Source organism: Lachnospira rogosae (ex Hitch et al. 2025) (assembly GCF_040096455.1).
Taxonomy (GTDB): Bacteria; Bacillota; Clostridia; order Lachnospirales; family Lachnospiraceae; genus Lachnospira; species Lachnospira rogosae.
The window spans coordinates 251,183-274,752 of sequence record NZ_JBBMER010000003.1 but is presented as its reverse complement, the minus strand read 5'-3'; the positions used below and the strand labels follow the sequence as shown (position 1 = coordinate 274,752).

Annotated in this window: 21 protein-coding genes; 6 read left to right on the top strand and 15 right to left on the bottom strand. The window is 35.7% G+C overall.

Features of this window, described 5'->3' with window-relative positions:
- Positions 1 to 34 precede the first annotated feature (34 nt).
- The 8 genes from WMO14_RS05555 to WMO14_RS05520 all read right to left on the bottom strand — a co-directional run bounded on the left by WMO14_RS05555 (position 35) and on the right by WMO14_RS05520 (position 10,314).
- Positions 35 to 1,633 (bottom strand): hypothetical protein, encoded by a 1,599-nt coding sequence (locus tag WMO14_RS05555; RefSeq protein ID WP_055306243.1) that lies wholly within the window; start codon positions 1,631 to 1,633, stop codon positions 35 to 37.
- On the bottom strand, positions 1,630 to 2,166 hold the full coding sequence (locus tag WMO14_RS05550) for an RNA polymerase sigma factor (protein WP_055306244.1): 537 nt from the start codon (positions 2,164 to 2,166) through the stop codon (positions 1,630 to 1,632). The genes WMO14_RS05555 and WMO14_RS05550 overlap by 4 nt, the downstream gene beginning before the upstream one ends.
- Positions 2,167 to 2,400: 234 nt before the next feature.
- Complete coding sequence (gene pyrG, locus WMO14_RS05545; protein ID WP_022501968.1) at positions 2,401 to 4,014, bottom strand: CTP synthase; 1,614 nt, start codon at positions 4,012 to 4,014, stop codon at positions 2,401 to 2,403.
- Between the two features lie 147 nt (positions 4,015 to 4,161).
- Complete coding sequence (locus tag WMO14_RS05540) at positions 4,162 to 4,950, bottom strand: 4'-phosphopantetheinyl transferase family protein (RefSeq protein WP_349153425.1); 789 nt, start codon at positions 4,948 to 4,950, stop codon at positions 4,162 to 4,164.
- Positions 4,951 to 4,957: 7 nt separating this feature from the next.
- Positions 4,958 to 6,727, bottom strand: coding sequence for an ABC transporter ATP-binding protein (locus WMO14_RS05535; RefSeq protein ID WP_349153424.1), 1,770 nt, complete (start codon positions 6,725 to 6,727; stop codon positions 4,958 to 4,960).
- 19 nt (positions 6,728 to 6,746) lie between these two features.
- On the bottom strand, positions 6,747 to 8,465 hold the full coding sequence (locus WMO14_RS05530; RefSeq protein ID WP_349153423.1) for an ABC transporter ATP-binding protein: 1,719 nt from the start codon (positions 8,463 to 8,465) through the stop codon (positions 6,747 to 6,749).
- A 48-nt stretch (positions 8,466 to 8,513) separates the two neighbouring features.
- Positions 8,514 to 9,680 (bottom strand): flagellin lysine-N-methylase, encoded by a 1,167-nt coding sequence (gene fliB, locus WMO14_RS05525; protein WP_349153422.1) that lies wholly within the window; start codon positions 9,678 to 9,680, stop codon positions 8,514 to 8,516.
- Between the two features lie 100 nt (positions 9,681 to 9,780).
- The gene (locus WMO14_RS05520; protein WP_022501973.1) at positions 9,781 to 10,314 is read right to left on the bottom strand and encodes a hypothetical protein; all 534 of its coding nucleotides are present in this window, start codon (positions 10,312 to 10,314) and stop codon (positions 9,781 to 9,783) included.
- Positions 10,315 to 10,466: 152 nt separating this feature from the next.
- On the opposite strand from WMO14_RS05520, the gene WMO14_RS05515 reads away from it, so the two are divergent.
- The 4 genes from WMO14_RS05515 to WMO14_RS05500 all read left to right on the top strand — a co-directional run bounded on the left by WMO14_RS05515 (position 10,467) and on the right by WMO14_RS05500 (position 14,082).
- Positions 10,467 to 11,999 (top strand): ABC transporter permease subunit, encoded by a 1,533-nt coding sequence (locus WMO14_RS05515; protein WP_318255820.1) that lies wholly within the window; start codon positions 10,467 to 10,469, stop codon positions 11,997 to 11,999.
- Positions 11,986 to 12,726, top strand: coding sequence for an amino acid ABC transporter ATP-binding protein (locus tag WMO14_RS05510; RefSeq protein ID WP_022501975.1), 741 nt, complete (start codon positions 11,986 to 11,988; stop codon positions 12,724 to 12,726). Before WMO14_RS05515 ends, WMO14_RS05510 begins: the two co-directional genes overlap by 14 nt.
- Before the next feature lie 166 nt (positions 12,727 to 12,892).
- On the top strand, positions 12,893 to 13,840 hold the full coding sequence (locus tag WMO14_RS05505) for a DUF6709 family protein (protein ID WP_055306248.1): 948 nt from the start codon (positions 12,893 to 12,895) through the stop codon (positions 13,838 to 13,840).
- A complete protein-coding gene (locus WMO14_RS05500; RefSeq protein ID WP_022501977.1) occupies positions 13,837 to 14,082 on the top strand; it encodes a hypothetical protein in 246 nt (81 codons plus the stop codon). The genes WMO14_RS05505 and WMO14_RS05500 overlap by 4 nt, the downstream gene beginning before the upstream one ends.
- A gap of 213 nt (positions 14,083 to 14,295) precedes the next feature.
- Here the strand turns inward: WMO14_RS05500 and WMO14_RS05495 are convergent, their stop codons facing one another.
- Both WMO14_RS05495 and WMO14_RS05490 read right to left on the bottom strand, forming a co-directional pair.
- Positions 14,296 to 15,084 (bottom strand): prolipoprotein diacylglyceryl transferase, encoded by a 789-nt coding sequence (locus WMO14_RS05495; protein ID WP_055306249.1) that lies wholly within the window; start codon positions 15,082 to 15,084, stop codon positions 14,296 to 14,298.
- Between the two features lie 119 nt (positions 15,085 to 15,203).
- Positions 15,204 to 15,851 carry a YkgJ family cysteine cluster protein gene (locus WMO14_RS05490; RefSeq protein WP_242854081.1) on the bottom strand — a complete coding sequence of 216 codons (648 nt, stop codon included), beginning with the start codon at positions 15,849 to 15,851 and terminating at the stop codon, positions 15,204 to 15,206.
- 413 nt (positions 15,852 to 16,264) lie between these two features.
- On the opposite strand from WMO14_RS05490, the gene WMO14_RS05485 reads away from it, so the two are divergent.
- Positions 16,265 to 17,272 carry a sugar kinase gene (locus tag WMO14_RS05485; protein WP_022501980.1) on the top strand — a complete coding sequence of 336 codons (1,008 nt, stop codon included), beginning with the start codon at positions 16,265 to 16,267 and terminating at the stop codon, positions 17,270 to 17,272.
- 270 nt (positions 17,273 to 17,542) lie between these two features.
- Here the strand turns inward: WMO14_RS05485 and WMO14_RS05480 are convergent, their stop codons facing one another.
- Positions 17,543 to 18,490, bottom strand: a complete 948-nt coding sequence (locus WMO14_RS05480) for a hypothetical protein (RefSeq protein ID WP_055173982.1) — start codon at positions 18,488 to 18,490, stop codon at positions 17,543 to 17,545.
- A 113-nt stretch (positions 18,491 to 18,603) separates the two neighbouring features.
- Between WMO14_RS05480 and WMO14_RS05475 the strand changes: the two genes are divergently transcribed.
- Positions 18,604 to 19,386, top strand: a complete 783-nt coding sequence (locus WMO14_RS05475; protein ID WP_349153421.1) for a hypothetical protein — start codon at positions 18,604 to 18,606, stop codon at positions 19,384 to 19,386.
- 12 nt (positions 19,387 to 19,398) lie between these two features.
- On the opposite strand, the gene truA is transcribed toward WMO14_RS05475, so the two are convergent.
- Genes truA through WMO14_RS05455 form a run of 4 tightly spaced genes read right to left on the bottom strand, consistent with a single transcriptional unit; the run spans position 19,399 to position 23,516 of the window.
- Entirely contained in the window at positions 19,399 to 20,145 is a 747-nt protein-coding gene (gene truA, locus WMO14_RS05470; RefSeq protein ID WP_055306252.1) for a tRNA pseudouridine(38-40) synthase TruA, read from the bottom strand.
- Positions 20,146 to 20,787, bottom strand: coding sequence for an endonuclease III domain-containing protein (locus WMO14_RS05465; RefSeq protein WP_022501984.1), 642 nt, complete (start codon positions 20,785 to 20,787; stop codon positions 20,146 to 20,148). It lies immediately after the preceding gene.
- The gene (locus WMO14_RS05460; protein WP_022501985.1) at positions 20,780 to 22,294 is read right to left on the bottom strand and encodes a sodium-dependent transporter; all 1,515 of its coding nucleotides are present in this window, start codon (positions 22,292 to 22,294) and stop codon (positions 20,780 to 20,782) included. Before WMO14_RS05460 ends, WMO14_RS05465 begins: the two co-directional genes overlap by 8 nt.
- Positions 22,295 to 22,346: 52 nt before the next feature.
- On the bottom strand, positions 22,347 to 23,516 hold the full coding sequence (locus WMO14_RS05455; protein WP_349153420.1) for an SGNH/GDSL hydrolase family protein: 1,170 nt from the start codon (positions 23,514 to 23,516) through the stop codon (positions 22,347 to 22,349).
- Between the last annotated feature and the right edge of the window lie 54 nt (positions 23,517 to 23,570).

Here is a 23,570-nt window from a genome sequence, read left to right as displayed (position 1 = left end):
CCTTCCCCCCTCCTTTCTACGACTGTTTCTTATTTTATTTGAGCTTAATACTCGCCAGCTTTCCTTTTCCGTATGCCAGACTTCCATACGAATTATAAAATAAAAGCATATCATCAAGCCTGTCCTCATCTACAAGATATCCCGCTATTATATGTATGTTTTCATTAGGATTAACACTTGTTCTATTAACACTTTGTGCATCTCTGACTATTCCCAATGAAGACTTAAACATTACACACAATGGATATCCCTCACTATTAACAAAGCTATTAGAATAACACTCCCTTGGTATCATAAGCTTTCCATTATGTCTGTACAGACTACATATCTGAGGTATAAGTCTTACATTCTGTATATACTCATCACTTGTATTCTCAACACTTATATCCACTAATACCAATCTTGTTGATATAGTTTCTGCTTCATAATATGAATTAAGTGTGCTCACTCCATCGCCCATATTATAAGTTACAGGTCTTTTATATTTAATAAATGTTCCATCCTCATTAATTAATTCACCTAATAATTCTGATGAAATCCAGTTACTCTTATCTGATATATTATTGTTTTCTTCATTAATCAGACTGTCTTCCAAATCTTGTATTGAACTTATAACTGTATAATTATTAACTGTATATTCAAGCTTATTACTGCTATACATATCCATATCCGGCATATTAAATTTATCATTTAATTTATAATTTATATCAGTATACTCACCTGCATATATGTCCTCATTATCTTCCTTCACATACTCATCCCTATATATCCTGTAATTAGCCTGTGCCGCTTCACTTTCATCACATTCCACAAGTTCAATATTTTTAACTAATTCCTGTAATAAATCTTCTGATGTATTATTCTGTGCTTTTATCTCTATTGCATATCCATAATCACTATATACTGCAAATATATCATTAATATAATTACCATTATTAGTATTTACAGCATTTTCCCCATAACTATGCGTAAACCATACTATTTTCTTATCACTGTATTCTGTTTCTTTTACATCAGTTATGTATTTAAGCTGTATATCTTCATTATCATTAAGTCCTATAAGCATTACCGATATATTTTTATCTTTTAAATTATCATTTCCTGCATACGAAAGTTTATAATTGCTTCCATCTGTTTCTATATCGTAACCACTTAAATCTGTATTGAAATTTATTTTTACATTTGTATGGAATTTAGTATTTGCATTATAATCGCTGTCTTTTCTCAAGCCTAAATCATAGCTGTAATTTCCAGTCTTTTTAATATTAATATTATAGTAACTAACTATCTTCTCTGCCGCTAATACTGTACACGGAATTAATATCATTGCTAATATTACCGCAGCCGCAATCCTGTCATATTTTCTTGTAAATACCCTCTTAATACTTCTTATTGAACTTATTTTTCTATTATTATTAAAATTTTTTATTACAGTATTTTCTTTGCCTGTTGCTTTATGTTCATTTACACTTTCCAGACTTCTAAGAAATTCTTCTTTTCTATTCTTGTAACTATCTGAAAATTCGTGTACATAATCACTGTAAGTATCCAATTCATCTATAAGCAGATTATCTTTAACATTCTGACTATCACTTTTTTTATTATTGGTAAAAATGTTTTTGTTATCAGTCATCTTATATCCTCCGTTACATTTTCTAACTTTTCCGCAAGATATTTTCTAGCTCTTTCCATCTGTTTTCTTATTGTTGCGCTATCTTTTCCTAATATATCCGCTATTTCCGTCATCTTTAATTCATAGCCATATCTCATTGTAATAATCTTACGCAGATAATCAGAAATATCAGACATTGCACTATCAAGTGCATCAAGCTTATATAATGTTACAAGCTGTCTTTCTACTATATTGGCAGGGTCTGTATCCTCGCTCATAGTATCTTCAATGTTCTCACTGTATGTTGATATTTTTTGATTTTTTCTATATATATCTATAGCTGTGTTTTTTACTATCTTTGTTATAAATGCTTTCGTTCTCTTAGAGCCAACTTCTTCTATATCATCAAGATAAGAATATATCTTTAAAAATGTATCCTGTGTTACATCTTCTGCCTGCTCAACATTATTCAATATTGAATATGCAATAGCATAGACGGCTGACTCATAAAGGGAATATAATTGCTCCATTTTAGCTTTTTTATTTATTTCCATCTTTTTCCTTAAGTTTCGTATGTAATCAACGTATAAGTTTCTCTTTATTAATATAACGAAATCAATATTAAAACGTGACATTTTTTGATATTAAATTTATTGTCCAATTTTCAAAAGTTCACCGCACATAAAAAGTCCACAGCCAGAAATCAAATTTCCAACTGTGGACTTTTTTATTATTCTCAAATTAATATATTTTCTTTCCTTTGCTCACAAATTCTCATTGCCACGCTCTTAGTTATTCTTTTCCTGATACTCAAGTGCCGCGCCAATAAATCCTCTGAATAATGGATGTGGTCTGTTAGGTCTTGACTTTAATTCTGGGTGAGCCTGTGTTGCTAAGAACCAAGGGTGCTCCTTAATCTCTATCATCTCAACAATTCTTCCGTCTGGTGAAATACCTGAAAGCTGCATACCATTTTCAACAAGAACTTTTCTGTAGTCATTATTTACTTCATATCTGTGTCTATGTCTTTCATTAATAGTTTCTTCGCCATATAATTCATATGCCTTAGAATCCTTGGCAAGCACACAAGGGTATGAACCAAGTCTTAAAGTTCCACCGATATCGTCAATACCTTCCTGATCTGGCATAAGGTGAATTACTGGATGTGTTGTATCTGGCTTTAACTCAACACTGTGCGCATCTTCATATCCAAGAACGTCTCTTGCAAATTCTACGATTGCAAGCTGCATTCCAAGGCACAGACCTAAGAATGGCACGTTATTCTCTCTTGCATATTTTATAGCCTGAATCTTTCCTTCTACACCTCTGTCACCGAATCCACCTGGTACAAGAATACCTGATACATCTGATAATAATTCAGCGGCATTATCCTTAGTAACTGTCTCTGAGTCAATCCATTTGATTGTGACATCAGCAGAATTATATACACCGCCGTGCTTTAATGCCTCAACTACTGAAATATAAGCATCGTGAAGCTGTATATATTTACCTACTAATGCAACTGTAACCTTCTTAGTTGGATTTTTCCAAGCCTTGCACATAGCTCTCCACTCATCTAAATCTGGTTCTGGACAATCAAGCTCTAGACATTCGCAGGCTACCTGTGCAAGATGTTCTTCTTCCATAGCAAGTGGTGCATCGTAAAGTATCTCAACATCAAGATTTTGTAATACGTGTGTCTTTGGCACGTTACAGAATAATGCAATCTTATCCTTAATACCAGGTTCAAGTGGGTGCTCTGTACGGCATACTAAGATATCTGGCTGAATACCCATTCCCTGTAATTCCTTAACACTTGCCTGAGTAGGCTTTGTCTTCATCTCGCCTGAAGCCTTAAGATAAGGAATAAGTGTAACGTGTATAAGAATAGCATTTTCGTGTCCAACTTCGTGCTGGAACTGTCTGATTGCCTCTAAGAATGGCTGTGATTCGATATCACCTACTGTTCCACCAACCTCGATAATTGCAATCTTAGTTTCATCAGTTGAATAATCTCTATAAAAACGGCTCTTTATTTCATTAGTTATATGAGGAATTACCTGAACTGTTCCTCCACCAAAATCGCCACGGCGTTCCTTCTGTAATACAGACCAGTATACCTTACCTGTTGTTACATTAGAATTCTTATTAAGACTTTCATCAATAAATCTTTCATAATGCCCAAGGTCAAGGTCAGTCTCCGCACCATCATCTGTTACGAATACTTCACCGTGCTGTATTGGGTTCATTGTTCCCGGGTCAATGTTAATATATGGGTCGAACTTCTGCATAGTCACCTTAAATCCACGTGCTTTTAATAATCTACCGAGTGAAGCTGCTGTGATTCCTTTACCAAGACCTGAAACTACACCACCTGTTACAAATACATATTTTACAGACATTATTCCTCCTATCCGCCTTTCGGCTTACACATTAATCAACATTCCTACATTATTTTCAACATTATACAGTCATAAATTGCAAATTTCCACATTTTTTTATAATTAAATCTGTATTAATTCTGATACATTTATTTCATTTTATAATCGTTAATAAAATGTCTTTTCTATGGCAGATATAACGTATTCTGACTTAATATTATTAAGCTGGACAATATTAATATTAGTTATCTTATCTTTATTAATATAACCATTAATAATATCCTCCCCCTTATCATTCTTCTCATACCTGAACTCTGTATCTGATATCGTGAGAGCTATTCCCTGTCCTGTATATTTGGAATATGCTTCCTTTAATGTCCATATTCTAAGAAAACGATTCTCATCTTCGCCAATCCACCGACATTCATTATCAGTAAAAAATCTTCTGGCAACCTTTAAATAATTCTTTCTTGTATGCTCTATATCCACACCAACTGCATTTTCTGATATGGCGCATACAACATAATCTCCTGTGTGGGAAAGATTAAAATGTATATTCTTATCCGCATACTCCGGCTTATTATTCGCAGTAAGTTTGATATCATAATCATAAGCCTTATCATATCCGCTGATAAGCTTATTTATATCTATATCATATTCCGAATTACTTTCCCATAAATGTCCTGCTTGGATATTCTCTCTTTCCCGCTTGGAAGCCTCAATTAGATAATTCTTATCTACACAATTCCCAGTTATATAATTATGAGCTATATAATTCCCAGCTTCATAGTCCTTTGTCGCATAATTAAGAAGAAGCCCTGCAACAAGGCTTCTCCTCTTATCTTCCATATATTGATATCTGTCAATCTTCTCCTGCCTGTACTCTGGCACAAGCATTTTCCCAGTGTTAAACATATCCTCGGTTACATCAGATATGTCCGTTATATACAATCTCATATTCTTCCTATGCTGTTGCTGTATCGAACTGGCTCTCATATAAGTTCTTATAAAATCCGCCAGCCGCAAGCAGTTCTTCGTGATTACCCTTTTCTATAATATGTCCGTCTTTCATAACAAGTATAACATCTGCTGACTGTATTGTAGAAAGTCTGTGGGCAACTATAAAGCTTGTTCTTCCTTCCATAAGCTTGTTAAATGCGTTCTGAATTTTTATTTCAGTTCGGGTATCTATAGATGAAGTTGCCTCATCAAGAATAAGCATTGGTGGTCTTGTAAGCATAATTCTTGTTATGCACAAAAGCTGCTTCTGCCCCTGTGAAAGACTTCCTCCGTCCTCACCAATCACTGTATCAAACCCATTAGGAAGACGCTTTATAAATCCGTATGAGTATGAAGCCTTAGCTGCCTCAATAATCTCTTCTTCTGTGGCATCCGGCTTTCCCATAGTGATATTCTCCCTGATAGTTCCTGCCTTAAGCCATGTTTCCTGTAATACCATACCAAAACCGTGTCTTAATGAATATCTTGTCATATCCCTTATATCAACACCTGATACATCTATGCTTCCTGAATTAACATCATAAAACCTCATTAAAAGGTTGATTACTGTTGTCTTACCACAGCCTGTAGGACCTACAATCGCAATCTTCTGTCCCTTCTTAACGTGAAGTGTGAAGTCCTCTATAAGCTTTCTGTCTGGTGTGTATGAGAAGTATACGTTATTAAGGTCTACCCTGCCATCAATATCTGTAACACTAACTGCTGATGGTGCATCTGGAATTTCTGGTTCTTCCTCTATAAGCTCGAACATTCTTCCTGCACACGCAATGGCATTCTGAAGCTCTGTTATAACGCCTGATATTTCATTAAAAGGCTTAGTATACTGTGTAGCATAACTTAAGAAGCTTGATAACTGTCCAACTGTTATGCCTCCGCCTATTGCAGAAAATGCACCTGCAACAGCTACTGCTGCATACACAAGGCTGTTGACAAATCTCGTCGATGGGTTAGTTATTGATGAGAAGAATATAGCTCTTAAAGAATACTTCTGTAATCTTTTATTAATCTCGTCAAATTCTTCTACTGCCCTGTCTTCATAGCCGTATGCCTTTACAACCTTCTGTCCGCCAATCATCTCATCAATAAATGCCGTCTGCTCACCTCTTGTTTCTGATTGGAGCTTGAACATTGAAAATGTCTTCTTAGCAATAAAGCTTGCAACAAATAATGAAACCGGGGTTATAACAACAACTACAAGTGTAATCTTTACATTTATTGTAAGCATAAATATAAGTGTTCCTGCAATTGTAAGCACACCTGAAAAGAACTGTGTAAATCCCATTAAAAGACCATCTGCGAACTGGTCAACATCGGCAATTACACGGCTTACAATATCACCATATGACTGTGCGTCAATATATTTAAGAGGAAGCTTCTGTAACTTTTCCATAGCCTCATCTCTTATATCTCTTGTAACGTGGTAAGTTATCTTATTATTGCATATATTCATTATCCACTGTGACAGTGCTGTTATGGCAACAACAATTCCTATTGTTATAAGTACCTTTGTTATGCCTGCAAAATCAACATTGCCAGGTCCTATAATATGGTCAATTCCTCTACCAACAAGAATTGGCACATACAATGTAGAAGCAACTGTTACAGCAGCCATAAGGATTGATATAACAAGAAATCCACTATATTTCTTTATTCTTTTTAATACTTTGCCAAGCGTAGACTTCTGCGCTTCTCTTTTATCCTTATTATCTTTCATAACTAATCTCCATTCTGACCTATGACTTGAACTGTGAATTATATATTTCCCTGTATACTTCACAATTCTCCAAAAGTTCTGTATGTGTACCTATTCCTGCAACCTCACCATCATCAAGCACGATAATTTTATCTGCGTGCATAAGTGATGCTGAACGCTGTGATACTATAAATACTGTAGGATTATTAGGCATCGTTCTTATAGACTTTCTAAGTGCCGCATCTGTAGCAAAGTCAAGAGCTGATGCACTGTCATCAAGAATAAGGACATCTGGCTTTTTAACAACTGCCCTTGCAATTGTAAGTCTTTGTCTTTGTCCACCTGAAAGGTTCTTACCACCCTGTTCAATCATATAGTCAAGGCGGCCTTTCTTCTTATCAACGAATTCCTTCGCCTGTGCTATTGCAAGTGCATCATCTATCTCTTTATCTGTAGCATCTGCCTTAGCCATCTGGATATTCTTTCTTATGCTTCCTTTGAATAATACTGCCTTCTGCATTACTATTCCGACTTTGTCCCTTAACTGTTCTATATTAATATCTTTAACATTAGTTCCATTTATTAATACTTCGCCACTGGTTGCATCATAAAACCTTGGTATAAGTCCGACAAGACTTGACTTACCTGAACCAGTACCACCTATTATACCGATAGTCTGTCCCCTGTAAGCCTTAAAATTAACGCCGGCAATACTTGTATCACCAGCTCCATTATACTTAAGGGCAACATTCTTAAATTCTACGACAGGAACATTTTCTTTATATGCTGATAAATCCATACTGCCATCCTTCATACTTGGCTGCACTTCAAATATTGACTCAATTCTTCCTGCACAGGCAAGAGCCTTAGTTATATTAATTACAAGATTAGCAAGCTTGATAAGCTCAACAAGTATCTGTGACATATAATTGTAAAGGGCTACAACCTGTCCCTGTGTAAGACTACCCTGATTAACTCTTATTGCACCAACCCATATGAGTGCAATTATTGAAACATTAACAACTGTGTAAGTAAGAGGATTCATAAGACCTGAAATCTTACCTACGAACTTCTGCATATGATTAAGTTCTTCATTCTTATTCTTAAACCGTGCAAGTTCATCGTCCTGCTTATTAAACGCTCTTATTACTCTTACACCTGTAAGATTTTCCCTTGTTATTCCAAGGATTGTATCAAGACCTGCCTGTACCTTCTTATATAAAGGTCTTGTTCCTATCATAATTCCAAATACTATAACGGCAAGGACTGGTATAGCTGCGACAAATATAAGTGCCGCCTTGACATCTATTGTAAATGCCATAATCATAGCACCAAATACAATAAATGGAGAACGTAAGAATAATCTTAATACAAGATTAACACCATTCTGAACCTGATTAATATCACTTGTCATTCTTGTCATAAGTGTTGACGTTCCAATGTCGTCCATCTCTGTGAAAGAAAGTGACTGTATATGCTTGAATAAAGCGTGCCTTATTCCTGTAGCACAGCCAACTGCCGCCTTGGCACTGAAATACTGTGCTGTTATTGAACATACAAGTCCTATAATTGCAAGGCCTAAAAGCATAAGGCACATTTTTACTATATAAGCTGTGTCCTGCTGTCCTATGCCTCTGTCAATTATAGAAGCAACCACCAATGGAACGAATAACTCAAAGAGTGCTTCAAGCATTTTAAAAAGTGGTGCTAACACACACTCTTTTTTTAATTCTTCCAGATACTTTAGAATCATCTTCATTACTCTTTACCTCACTTGTCCTTATCTTTAAACAGCCAATGGATTATCTTACTCTAAATCTATAAGCTCTGATAAAAGATTCTCATATGCATACGCTCTCTTGCTCATAAAATATTGATTATACACTTCATAATTATAATATGAATGTTCATACTGTCTTGAATACAGATGAGCAAGGTCTACCTTCCGTGTAAATGAAAGTTCTTTGTTATTATACCACCAGTCAGCAATATTCAGCATTTTAATTGCAATTATTCCAACAATACCGCCCTTGACTTTTAAAAGCAGATTATAATCATATACTGAATCAAGAAAATATCTGTACAGATAATACATAAGAAGCTGTTCATATTCAGTTTCATCTTCCTTGTGGTATTCGTCAAATTCCTTCACAACAGCCCTGAACTGCTCTGCACTTGTACATTCCTCAAAGAAATTATTAACTTCCTCTGTGTATATATTCCAATCTTTATTAATAACTTCCATTCCCTCAAAACTTTCAAAGAACTTTCTTATATGCTTATATGTATCTTTCTTTCCAGCAGCAATACGCCTTGCCCTGTTTAACTTATTTTCCCTATAGTCTTCCTTGGCAAAACGTCCACATACACCCACTATTAGTTCATCTCTTTCTCTATCAAGATAATCCTGTATGTTTCTTGCAAACATCAGTATAAGCACACATCTTTCCATTATGGTATAATCCCTGTCCGTGGCTATATTATATGCTATAATTCTTGCCTGCCTTAACTGTACAAAGGTAAGCGGGTCTATATCATTGTAGCTGTTAATCTGCTCCCTGTTCTTTACCTCTCTGAATTTAAGCTCGCCCTTATATCCTAATATAAGCTCACCTGCTGTCTTACAGGATGGTGCAATTCCAATTTCCCTTGTATTGCCATATTCATTAATAAATCTGGGAAACTCTGCACACGTTTCACACAGCGAATCCTTACCAAGCTTGATATAAATCTCACACAAATTCTTCTTATTAAGAAATGGACATCTTCCCTCTTTTAGCGTAAATGTACAGCCACCATCTTCAGATGGCACCATAACACTTCTTAACTTATTGCCAAATGACCCAATTACTCTCCTATACTGCTTGTACGACTCTTTATCAACATCAACATCCCAGCCTGCACAGCATGTATCCGTACATTCTCCCGCTATACATTTAAAATTCTTATAATAATCTGGTGTAACTATCTTCATTTAAGCCTGCTCTGCCTTTCTTTTAGTGTACTTCTACTTTATATATCCTAAGCTATTCATACAATTTAACCCTTTATATTTTCTAATATTCGTGTATTTTCTAAACCTGCTGTGTCTTTCTGCCTGTTATAAGTGAATATATTGAAGTTATTGTAAGCACAGCAAATACTGCCACTCCAATAAAAAATGTATAGAACATATAAGGATTATTCTGTAAAAACACTGCAGCTGACGATGTATACACATCATTAAGTGTCACGCTTACTCCAAGTATATTGGCATACTGTGGATATTTCACCATTGTAAGCATTGCAAAATAATACACAGCTATAAGCTCTGGCACACTGCATACAAGTGAAACAGCTATGCTTATTGTCCTTATAATAAATGTATTATTATTCACCAGCTTTCTTGCAAGCACGCTGAATACTACCGAAGCCACCATAAATACCATAAACATAACATAATCATCAACCATCGAAGCTACCCTGTTAAACATATCTTCTCCGGATATTCCCTTATAAGTAATCATCAGCACATAGAAATTATATATCGTCCTTATTCCCATAAAAAATGCACCAATAATAACAACCCTGAATATAATATTTATAATCTTATTATCATTATTCTTCATATAATTCCTCATCTCCTTTAGTAATCACGCTATCTTTATATTTTACATTATTTCTAATATAATTCAATATTTATAATTTTACTTTTTATCATTGAAATATGATACATAATCTGTGTATAATTATAACATTATAATTAAACGAAAGGATTAAAATGATGAACACTAAAAAGCTCTCAACATTTAAACGCCTTTTTATGCTCTCTGTTGTGCTTGTGTTAAGCCTTGCAAGTACATTGACACTTACTGCCTGTGGCAGTAAAATTCCAGAGAACACTGTATTTTCAGTAGATGACCTTGCTGGAAAGTCAGTCGGCGTACAGCTTGGAACTACAGGTGACATATATGTTTCCGATATGGAATCTGATGGTTCAGGAACTAAGGTTGAACGATACAATAAAGGAAATGATGCAATTCAGGCTCTTAAGCAGGGCAAGATTGATGCTGTTGTAATTGATGCACAGCCAGCTAAAGCATTTGTTGCTGCTAACAACGAACTTATGATTCTTGATGAAGAATTTGTTACAGAAGAATATGCTATATGTATTGCCAAGAACAATTCATCACTAACAGAAAAAGTCAATGAGGCGTTAAATGTCCTTATTGCCAACGGAACAGTTAATACAATTATCAATAATTATATTGGTGAAAATGCCTCTAAAGAGGCATATGTACCTACAAGCTCAGGTTCTAACGGAACTCTTACTATTGCTGTTAACGCTTACTTTGAACCTTATGAATATTACAGCAATGGCAAGGTGTGTGGTATTGATGTCGATATTTCCAATGCCATAGCTGATTACCTTAATATGAAGATTGATGTTGAAGATATGGAATTTGATTCAATTATTACTGCTGTATCTTCTGGAAAAGCAGATTTTGGTATATCTGGTATTACTGTTACAGAAGAACGTCTGAAGAATATTGATTTCTCAATCCCTTACACAACTTCAAGCCAGGTTGTTATCGTAAGAAATAATGATGTTAAAGCTTCTGGTTCTAGTTTTGCTGATAAATTCAAGAGTGATTTCATTGATGATGCAAGATACCAGTATCTTCTCACAGGTTTAAGAAATACTCTTATTATTGCAATATGTGCCGCACTTATCGGTATTGTAATAGGTTTCCTTATTGCAATCGTACGTTCTAACCACGATAAGACAGGTAAGATGAAGGTGCTTAACTTCCTCTGCAACATTTATCTCACAGTTATACGAGGAACACCTACAATGGTACAGCTGCTTATTATATACTATGTAATATTCAGCTCAGTACATATTAACAAGATTGTTGTTGCACTCCTTGCCTTTGGTATTAACTCTGGTGCTTATGTTGCCGAAATCTTCCGTTCAGGTATTATGTCAATTGACAACGGACAGTTTGAGGCCGCACGAAGCCTTGGTCTTAACTATAGACAGACTATGATTCAGGTAATACTTCCACAGGCATTTAAGAATGTACTTCCAGCACTTGCCAATGAATTTATCGTACTCTTAAAAGAGACATCAATAAGTGGTTATATCGGTCTTAACGACCTTACCCGTGGCGGTGATATTATTCGAAGCATAACTTATGATCCAATGCTTCCACTTTTCGGTGTTGCACTTATATATCTTGTACTTGTTGTGATTCTTTCATCACTTGTAAAGAAACTTGAAAGGAGATTAAGAAGCAATGAACGACACTAATGTAATTCTTGAAGTAAAAAATCTTAAAAAGACATTTGGCGACCACGTTGTACTTAAGGACATTAATACAACTATTACCAAGGGCGAAGTTATTGCCATAATAGGTCCTTCCGGCTGTGGTAAATCTACATTTTTAAGATCACTTAATCTACTTGAAGTTCCTACTTCAGGACATATCATATATGAGGGCAATGACCTCACAGAAAAGGGTGTAAATGTTGATAAATTAAGACAGAGCATTGGAATGGTATTCCAGCATTTTAATCTCTTTCCTAATATGACAATCAAGAAAAATATCACTCTTGCACCTACACAGTTAGGACTTATGAGCAAAGAAGATGCTGACAAGAAAGCCTTAGAGCTTCTTGAACGTGTTGGCCTTTTAGACAAAGCTGACTCTTACCCTGATATGTTATCTGGCGGACAGAAGCAGCGAGTTGCAATAGCAAGAGCTCTTGCTATGAACCCGGAGATTATGTTATTTGATGAACCTACTTCTGCCCTTGACCCTGAGATGGTTGGTGAAGTACTTGCAATTATGAAAGAGCTTGCCGCAGATGGTATGACTATGATGGTAGTTACACACGAGATGGGCTTTGCAAGGGAAGTCGCTACACGCTGTATGTTCATTAATGAAGGTATGATTGAAGAGGACGAAGCTCCTAAGGAATTCTTTGATAACCCAAAGAGTGCACGACTTAAAGATTTCTTATCTAAAGTATTATAATAATAATATCCAAAAGCTTATTTTAATATTTTAAGAATTAAGCTATAATAAATAATAGTAATTAAGGCAGGTGTTAATTATCATATAATCTGATGTATAATTAACACTTGCTTTATTATTTAGTACCTGTACTAAAGATTAATAAATCACATCGAGGAGGAGCTATATGGAACAATTCAAAAAAGACCTGATTACAACAGGCCGTCCCAGCTTTATTCCAGCACTAATATTGGGAATAATCGCTATTATATCAGCAGTTACCGGAATTGCTTTTGAATTCAGCCGTTATGATAATTTCGACCCAACACATAAAGGTCTTGCACAGCTTAACGCTATATATCTTATGGGACCATTCGCCGAGGAGACTACTAATGGAAAAGTAACTGCAAGATATTATATTGCAGAGGACACCAATGGATATTTATGTGTGATAAGCACTAACAAGAATACTTCAGTACCTGTATATGGACAGGATTTTACTGACGGCAATGACATTTACTCTTTCACACCACAGACACTTAAAGGTAACAGAGTTAAAATATCTGCAAAGCTTGCTTCCTACCTAGTTAAATACTTCAAAAACTCAGGTCTTGGTATTACTACTTCTAACTACACTGATTACTTTGGAAGCTATTATCTTGATACTAATTACAACCGGCACCAGCTCTCTATTGTATTTTATATATGTTCCGGCATATTGGCATTTGCAGCTATTATGTTATTCATATCAGGAAACCGTAATGGTGCATTTATCAAGCAGAAAATGGCACAGCTTGAAGCCGATGGTTCTCTCAACGCCTTATATGAGAACTTTGCTACTAATAAACATTTTTTCTCTAATAAGTTAAAACTCGCTGTATCACCTGATTACATTATTGACCTGAATCGTACCACCAATGGATTTAATGTTATTCCATTAGATACTATTACCAATGTTTATGTATGCAATATAGCTGACGGCAAGCTTACAGGCACTAACTATATTGCCCTGGAGGTTGAATTCGGCAACAGAATAACTATTGCTCCTCACGAGGGTGAGCTGACTGAATATAATTATGTAGTCAATAACATAAGACATTTTATTAAAGAAAGACACGGGGAGGCAGATGCATGATAGTTATTTACAGTTATGGTACAATATACAAAAAAGATGCTGATACTGGTGTTTTCCAGTGTCCTAACTGTGGACATATAACTCCACACGGCTTATACAGACGAATTAACCGTGTTTCTATATTCTATATACCTGTTATTAATATAAGGGGTAAAAGCGGCGAAACGTGTGAATATTGCGGATTTGTACGCCCACTAAATATAAGCGATTACAGAAAGGCTAAGAAAGCTGCAAGACAGTAATTAAGCAGATTATTGTTATACACTTGTCCATACTAATACGGCACCGGCAATGTAATATTAAATAAGCACTCTTATACTTGACCTATGTCTCTAGTGCTGTAGATTTAGATTATTGACACAATAAAAAACAGATGATTAATTATGTATCTATACAGCAGACCAGAACTAAATTCCGGTCTGTTACAGGAAAATCACATAATTAACCATCTGTTTTTAAGACTGCATTTTCTTCTTTCCAATAATAAGAAGGACCACACCTGCTGCAATAAAGAATATTGATATAAACTGCGATGTTGAAAGAATACCTATCTCGCCCCTGTAATCATTTCTTAAGAACTCAATAAGAAATCTTCCAATCCCATATAAAATCATATATAAATAGCCAATTCCACCAGCTGGAAGCACAAGCTTTCTACCATCTTTCTTCCTTATTGTATAGCCTATAAAATGTGCAACCGCAATAAGTATTATCATATGAATTATATTAGCTCCTGCTGATATAAGCTGTGTAGGAATAAGCTTTACACCTGCTGGTGCCTGAGAACCCACTGGGAATATCACGCCAAATGCACTGTCTGTCACACGTCCATAGCAACAGCCTGCAAGATAACAACCTATTCTTCCAAAGCCCTGTGCTAATGCTATCTCCGGCATTATAAGATCAAAATACTCAAGGAAATTAATCTTCTTAATCTTACAATAAAGCATACTGCAAAGCACACCTGCTATAATTCCTCCATACACAACAAATCCTGATGAACCTAATACCTCTTTAGGATTTTTAATAAAGCTGTCAAATTCAACTATTATAAATAAAAGTTTTGCTCCAGCAAATCCTGTAAGTCCTGCGATTATCGCTATATCTATAACCGACTCGTCCTTAAGTCCAAGTTTCTTTGCTCTGTATTCACCAAGAATCATAGCAAGGATAAATCCAAGTGCTATCATAAAGCCATAGCCGTGAACGGTCAGCCCTCCTATTTTAAACAAATCTGTCTTCATATATATCCTCTTTTCTTTAAATTCCAAACATCTTTATATTAATAATTATCTTTATATCAGAAGCGTTCCACATTCCAAGCATTTCTATATTAACCATCATCTTTATATCTGAAGCCACTCTACATTCCGAACATCTCTATGGATTTATCAAGTCTTTCCTTGAATTCTTCAAAGAATTTATCTGCTTCGTAACCTTTCATGTAAAATGTTCTGAGATTATACATATTAAGTATCTTAATCTGTTCCTCAGAAAGTCCTGCCAAGGCTCTCTGAACCTTCTTAATATAACTATGCCATTGTATCACATATGAATTATAACTTTCAATATTATCAATTCCTATCCACTTGCGTACTTTTATCTTAGTCAGATTATCTTTATTACATTCACCCTTCTGTAATATATAATAAAAATGCTCATCATCTTCCCAATATCTTCCTAACGGAAACATTCTGCATATGCCAGGCCTGTAATTATGTATTGTACATCTGTTATCAGCTCCAAGAAATGAACAGCCATTACTAACTGTCTGCATTTTAATATTAGGAAGTATACAGCCATCTACCATATTAAGCTCAATATTAGTATCCAGAAGCTGCTCAAATGTCTTTCCTGTGCCAATTCCAAGCCTGTAACAATCATAAGGATCAAGCACTATTGTTCTGCCCATTCCTATGCAGCATATCTTCTTACAGCCCTGGCAAGAATTCGTATCTGTCTTTACCATATCATTTTCTCTATATAATCTTCCATCACTAATATCTTCCAATCCTACATCTCTTAACATTATGTCACGTCAGCACCTTTCCTGTTATTTAAAATTTCATCTATCAAATTAAATTTTCATCTATTAAATTATAATCTCATCTAACATATTATAATCTCATCCGTCAAATATCTTTTTAGCCACTCAGACTTATTCATATTATACTTTAATATCGGATATGTGTCGATACTGCTTTTTTTGCTAAACACGGCTTATAATGCTATTTCATTTTCTATTTAATTATTATATCTGCCTGTTGTATACTGCTTCGTGCACTTAATAATCTGAAAAAGCACGCAGAAATGACAAAAAATACCAAACTTCTTTAAAATACATATTACTTTTTTATAAAAATGTGATACAATATATCACTGTACGATAAACAGTAAGCAATTGATGCAAGATGGGAGATAACAATGAAACACAAGATTATAACATTTGGTGAATTAATGCTCAGACTTTCACCTGACAACAATGAAAGATTTACACAGGCACATTCTTATGAAGCTGTATATGGCGGCGGCGAAGCTAATACTGCTGTATCCCTTGCCAATTTTAATGTTAATGTAAGCTATGTTACTAAGCTTCCAGAACATACTATTGGACAGAGTGCTGTTAATTCTTTAAGACAGTATGGTGTCGGTGTTGAACATATAGTAAGAGGCGGCGAACAAATTGGAATATATTTCCTTGAAAAAAAGACAAGCCAGAGACCTACTAATGTTATATATAACAGAAAAGGGTCAGCATTTGCCCTTGCTAATGTGGATGACTTTGACTGGGATTCAATATTTGCTGATGCTACATGGTTTCATTTTTCAGGAATTACTCCAGCAATAAGCGATAATATGGCACAGATTACTCTTCTTGCCTGCAAGAAAGCTAAGGAAAGAGGTATTACAATAAGCTGTGACCTTAATTACAGAAGCAAGCTCTGGTCTGGTGAAAAGGCTAACAAAGTAATGAGCGAAATATGTAAGTATGTTGATATATGTATTGCTAATGAAGATGATGCAGTTGGAATATTCGGACTTGATGCCTCTAATTCAGATAAAGAGAAGAATTCTTACATTGCAGAAGAACTTATAAAAATGTTCCCTAACTTCAAGATGGTTGCATCTGTATGGAGAACAGAAACTTCAATAACAACATTCAAGCTCCAGTCAATGATATACACTGAAGGAAAGGCTTACTACAGCCAGGAATTCTTTATGAATATTCTTGATTATATTGGTGCTGGTGATGCTTATTGTGCTGGTATCATATATAGTCTTATCAATGACTTTGACCCACAGAAAGCTGTTGAATTCTCTAATGCCGCAAGCTGCTTAAAACATACTGTAAGCGGTGATTACAACCTCGTATCTGTAGACGAAGTTATGAAGCTTGCATTTGCCAAGGCCGGTAATGAGGTTTCCCGTTAATATTAATAAACAATAAATATATATGGGTGTCATTTTAAACTAATGCTACAGTATACAGATAATAGCCTGTTATTATCTGTATATTACGTAATAGTCTATTATGACACCCTTTTTAAATTCTCTCTATATATTTATCTTTATATGGCAATAACTTACTATACCACTTATACAGCCTGTGACTGTCACATCTTACTCTTTACATTAACTACCATTAGCGATATAGCAGCTATTTCTATCCTTGTCATATTCCGTCATCATCACACTTTATTCTTATCCACAGTTATTGCAGTCACTTATGTTGTTCCCTGAATTCGTACACACTGGCATATCTTCCTCACACGTTGGCTGACAGCCTGTTTCGCAATCTTGTTTTAATCTACCTTCACATTTTGGTGGGCTTAAATCAAGAGGCTTGATTGCTAGATTCAAAAGATTGCCGCACACGAATTTCATCTCATTAGAATCTTCCTCTGCCACTATGCTTCCCTTAGGAGTTACAATCTTTCCAGCACTTGCAACCCTGTAGCCAGCAAAATACAAGCTCTGTAATATGATTGAAAGACCTATTGTTATCTCATCATCAGTTGTATCAAGGTTAATTACTTTTGGAATTGCAGAAAGATTAAGTCCCTGCGTTATTCTGTTATTATCCGCTGTAAATCCTGTATAATTAAGTGCCGCACTATACTGTGGTGTAGCCGCTGCATTATAATTGTAAGATATTCCATAAGGTGCAAATATTTCAAGCTCCACAGAAGTTGGATTGACATCTTCATCATAGGTAGCCGAAGTTGTTTCTGGTGGCAGATATACAGCTGTTGGATAAAGTGTTGCCACGAGCCTGCAATTCTCATCATACAGACTTACCGCAAATGTCACTGACAAGTTTGACAATGTAACTGAATAACAGTTCGGTCTGCCCGGTATCTGTGTTATAACTACATTTCCTGTTCCATATTCATAGGATACATCTATTACACTTGCAGTTGCGTTGACAGCCGTTGGATAAGTTGCTGATATATCTGCACCTATTGGAAATTCAGCACAAAGGTTAATACCAATCTGGTCATATATCAATGGCGCATAAAGACTAAGTTCACTCGGTGAACCGCATATCGGATTGGTACATACATCAAAACATCCATTAGGCATATTAGATACAAGATTACTTGCAATCTTTGTTGTACAGCATTTTTTCCTGCACTTACACTTTGCCATTTCAAATCCTTCCTTTAAGTATTCTTACTACATTATATGTTCTAAATACTTTGTTGCTACCATACATTTTAATAAGCTTCACATATCAGATCTACTGATGAACAGAGGGTAATATGTCAAATGTATATTCAGTTGGGAATAACCGCCAGTTAATTATCTATAATGCCGGTTCTAATATATTCTTACGTGTAGCCCATTTTGGTGGGCTTGACCGCCCTATCGTGCTTGCTGCAGACTACTTATGCGGTCTTACAGAGTGTATATATAATTCATCTCTTTATTATTCCTACATCAATCAGAATGGTTCACTTATCTTAAAAAATATTATGGATACCGCTAATGTATTGGCTATAGACTGTAATTATGTACAGGAATATTCTAATCCTAAGCTTGCCATATGTAATGACACCCTGCTTCTTTTCTATCTTAAGCAAAATCCTGTATCTGATAAACCCAGCCTGCACTGTATAACACCTGATGACAATAATGCACTGCCTATCCCACTGCCTGATATTAAAAAGCCTGTGAATTCTTACAGTGTGCTTGCATATAATAATTTTATTTTATTATGTGTTAATGAACACATATACAAAATTGAACAAATCGGACATTTCAAACAATTAGCTATATGCACTGCCGACAATAATAGTACTGATAATAACAACGCTGACAATATTAATTCAAATAATAATAATTCTAATAATAATAATAATAATTACATTGAACGTGAAAAATCCCTGACCGAAGATTTCAACAAAAAGATTGCCGCATGCCAGGCAAAAATAAATGAGCAGTCAGCCGTCATTGACAGCATAACCACCCAATATAATGAACTTATGGATATTGCCCGCCAGTACCGTGACGAAGCAATTAAATGGAGAAGTAAATTTATATAACTATTCCAATAATTAATTAGCGTAATGTACTTTTAAGAGGCTTAACCCCTTGGCTGGAGCTGTCGCTCCAGCTAAAGAACGATTCTTTGCCTCTAAAAGCTCTTGCATACTGTCTGCCTCTCTTTTACCAAAACCAACCTCTAATAATGTTCCTGATAATATTCTTACCATATATTGAAGAAATCCACTTCCGTGGAAGGTCATATTAAGATACGAACCCTTAAGCGATATATCAATTGAATATATCTCCCTGACTGTAGATTTCTTCATCTTTGGATTACCGCAGAAGCTTGCAAAATCATGAACTCCTACAAGATAAGAAGCTGCTTTCTTCATAGCCTCAACATCTGGCACAGCACCTGTGATATGCACATATTTTCTATTAAATACAGGCTTCTTATCCCCAACATAACAGGTATAACAGTAGGTTTTCCCCATTGCATTATATCTGCTGTGGAAACGTTCTGAAGCTATTCTTACTTCCATTACACATATGTCCTCAGGCAGATATCTGTTCATATAATCACAGATTTCATCTGGTGTCATACTTGTCTGCATATGTGCATTGGCTGCCATTCCTTTGGCGTGGACTCCTGCATCAGTTCTTCCTGCACCTATTACATCTATCTGCTCCCCTGTCATCTGTGACAGAACAGACTCTAACTTGCCTTGTATCGTCATATCTGTATTAGGCTGATGTTCCCAGCCATAATATCTGGTTCCATCATATGCTATTATCATCTTGTAATTATTCTTCACTTATTGCTTAACTCCATTCTTCTTACATATATCATTAAGACAGCACCCATCACAATGAGGCTTGGTTCTTGCACTGCACACTTCCCTGCCGTGTATTACAAATCTATGGCAAAGGTCACTTCCCTCTTCTGGCGGAACTATCTTCCACAGTGCCATCTCAACCTTTTTAGGTTCTTTCTCATCTTTTACAAGTCCAATTCTGTTGCACAGCCTTATACAATGTGTATCTGTCACAATTGCCGGCTTTCCGAATACATCACCCATAATAAGGTTGGCACTTTTTCTTCCAACTCCAGGAAGCTTTAAAAGTTCCTCTAATGTATCTGGCACTTTATTGTTATACACCGTATGAAGCATACGCATACAGCCGCTTATATCCCTTGCCTTACTCTTTGATAAACCGCATGGACGGACTATTTTCTCTATGTCATATACATCTGCATCAGCAAGTGCCTCTATTGATGGATACTTGTCAAATAACTGTGGCACAATAACATTCACTCTCGCATCTGTACACTGTGCTGCAAGCCTTACGCTTACCAGAAGCTTCCACGCATCATCATAATCAAGCGTACAGCCGGCATCAGGATATTCTGTTTTAAGACGTTCTATAACTTCATAAGCAAGCTGCTTTTTAGTCATTGCTCTTCTTTCCCTTTCCTGCAGCTATGTAGAATACCAACAGTGCAAGAATAACAGCTACTGTCATCCATATGCACACAACCTTAGTACCCTGTGGCTTAAACATATCATAATAACCCTTAAAATATATAACTAAATCAATAACAGGAAGAACGTATACCATATAGCCTTTTAACCATTTAGGAAATGATATGCCTTTTCCCATATTAACTTCTGCCACGAAATTGTCATATCCCCAGCCGTTCTTTCTTGTACAGAAAAGCACGAATAAAAGACAGCCAAGAGGAAGTATATTATATGAAACTATAAAATCTTCCAGATCCATTATAGTTGTACCAGCTCCAAGAGGCTGTACCCCTGATAAAACATTATATCCAAGAACTGCTGGCATACAAAGCACTGATATTACAAAAAGATTAACTAATGACGCTCTCTTTCTGCTACAGTTAAATAAATCCATAGTCATTGCAATAATATTTTCATATACTGCTATTACTGTAGATAATGCCGCAAATGCCATAAATATAAAGAATAATACTTCCCATATAACCCCACCCGGCATCTGGTTGAATACATTAGGAAGTGTTATGAATAATAACGATGGACCTGCACCTGGATTAATTCCATAGGCAAAACAGGCTGGTATAATGATAATTCCAGCTGTAAGTGCAACTACTGTATCAAGTATAACTACATTTATTGACTCTCCTGTAAGCTTGCAGTCTCTTGAAAGATAACTTCCGAATATCTCCATAGAACCTATACCAAGTCCAAGAGTAAAAAATGCGTGTGACATAGCTGCAAATACTACATTACCGATACCCTGCTCCTTCATCTTGGAAAAGTCTGGAACAAGATAGAACTTAAGTCCCTCCGAGCTTCCATCAAGCAGAAGGGAATTAACTGCCATTATTATCATAAGTGCAAATAATAATATCATCATTACCTTACTTATCTTCTCAACGCCTTTCTGTAAGCCAAGCGAACATACAAGTATGCTTATTACAACAACTACAAGTGTCCAGAATATCATAACTGATGGTGTTGAGAGCATATTATTGAACTCCCCGCCTATCTGCTCTACATTCTTTCCTGAAAGCTGTCCCGTAAGACTGTATACAAAGTAGTTGAGCATCCAGCCGGCAACCATTGTATAGAACATCATCAAAAGATAATTACCAGCATAAGCTACCCAGCGGAAATGATGCCATCTTGTTCCTTCTGGCGACAACATTTTAAATGCACTTCCAAGGCTCTTATTACTGCCTCGTCCAATTGCATACTCACATATAAGTATAGGAAGCCCAAGTCCAAGCAGACATAATAGATATATAACAATAAATGCCGCTCCTCCGTTCTTTCCACATATGTATGGGAACTTCCATACATTACCTAGTCCGACAGCACACCCCGCCGACACCAGTATAAAGCCTAATCTTGAAGCAAATTTTTCTCTCTTGTCATTCATTGTTATATATACCTTTCTTTTATTATTAAACAGACCCATTATTTTAATGCCTGCTTTAACCTGTAATTACCAAACTTACATATTTAATATGTTACTCCCAGTAACCTAATTCTACACCCTTGGCATATATTGCAATACCTTTTGAATAATAACCATATGAATTAAAATGTGTCCAGTCATATCTTAACTGTTTAGATATTCTTCCTCGTCTGAACCCTTTATAATCACCTACTGTTGGTCTTAATCCTACATCAGTAAGTCCGTTTTCTATAAGATAAGTTCTCATATTAATAAAATGGTCACCATATGCTTCTCTTAATGTCGCTTCCCACGCTGTATCACCAACCCCTATATAAGTTCCGTCCTCATTACGGATTCCCTGAGTTGTATCTGCTATTGATGTTCCCGGATCATCTGTATCACCGACTATTATATAATAATCACAGCCCGAATTCTGTATCATAGCATCATACTGGCTTATAAGCTGTCTGTAATTCTCCCAGCCGCCATTACTTCCTATCTCAAGTATAAGAATATCATTCTTTCTTTCATAGGAGGCCTTGGTATATACCTGTGTGTCCGCATATACGGTTGTAAAAGCATCATAGTTCACTTCTTCATCTGAATAACGGCATATATGAAGTCCCTCTTCTTCTGTACCTGTTATTTTAAACATTTCATCATTGATGTATACAATATCTGACTCCTGTGGCTCTGTATATCCATATGCACTGAAATCAGCCATATATACTTCCTCGCCATTCTCATCGACAATTGTAACATCTACACTGTCATCATATCCAACCTCAAATGTATCCCTGACATACATCTTTATGCCTCCCTGACGAAGTGCAATCTCATAAGATGTCTCACCTGAAACGCCAAGATTATATACCTTAATTCCAGTAAGATACTGTAATGTATCGGGACTTGTCCAGCCTGATATATCAAAAGGCTCATCATCTCCAAATACTATATAAGCCTCACCTGCACCCATTCCAAACATCATCGAATCACCCCAGCACGATATTGTTCTTGGAACTCCATCATATGGGATAACATCTGAGTTAAGTGTTCTTTCAGGCAGCTCATAAGCCTCTGCATCCTCATCAGGATACTCCTCTTCAATATCCTGATTATGATTACTTTTCTTATTATCAATGTGCTGTTTAGCAGCCGCAACAACTGATATCATTAGAATAAGTATCAGCGTTACAGCTATAAATCTTAATAAATTCCTATACTTTTTCTTTAATCTCATTCAATTATCCACTTTCGTTATTATTATGTCCTAAATATATTCCCCCATACTAAA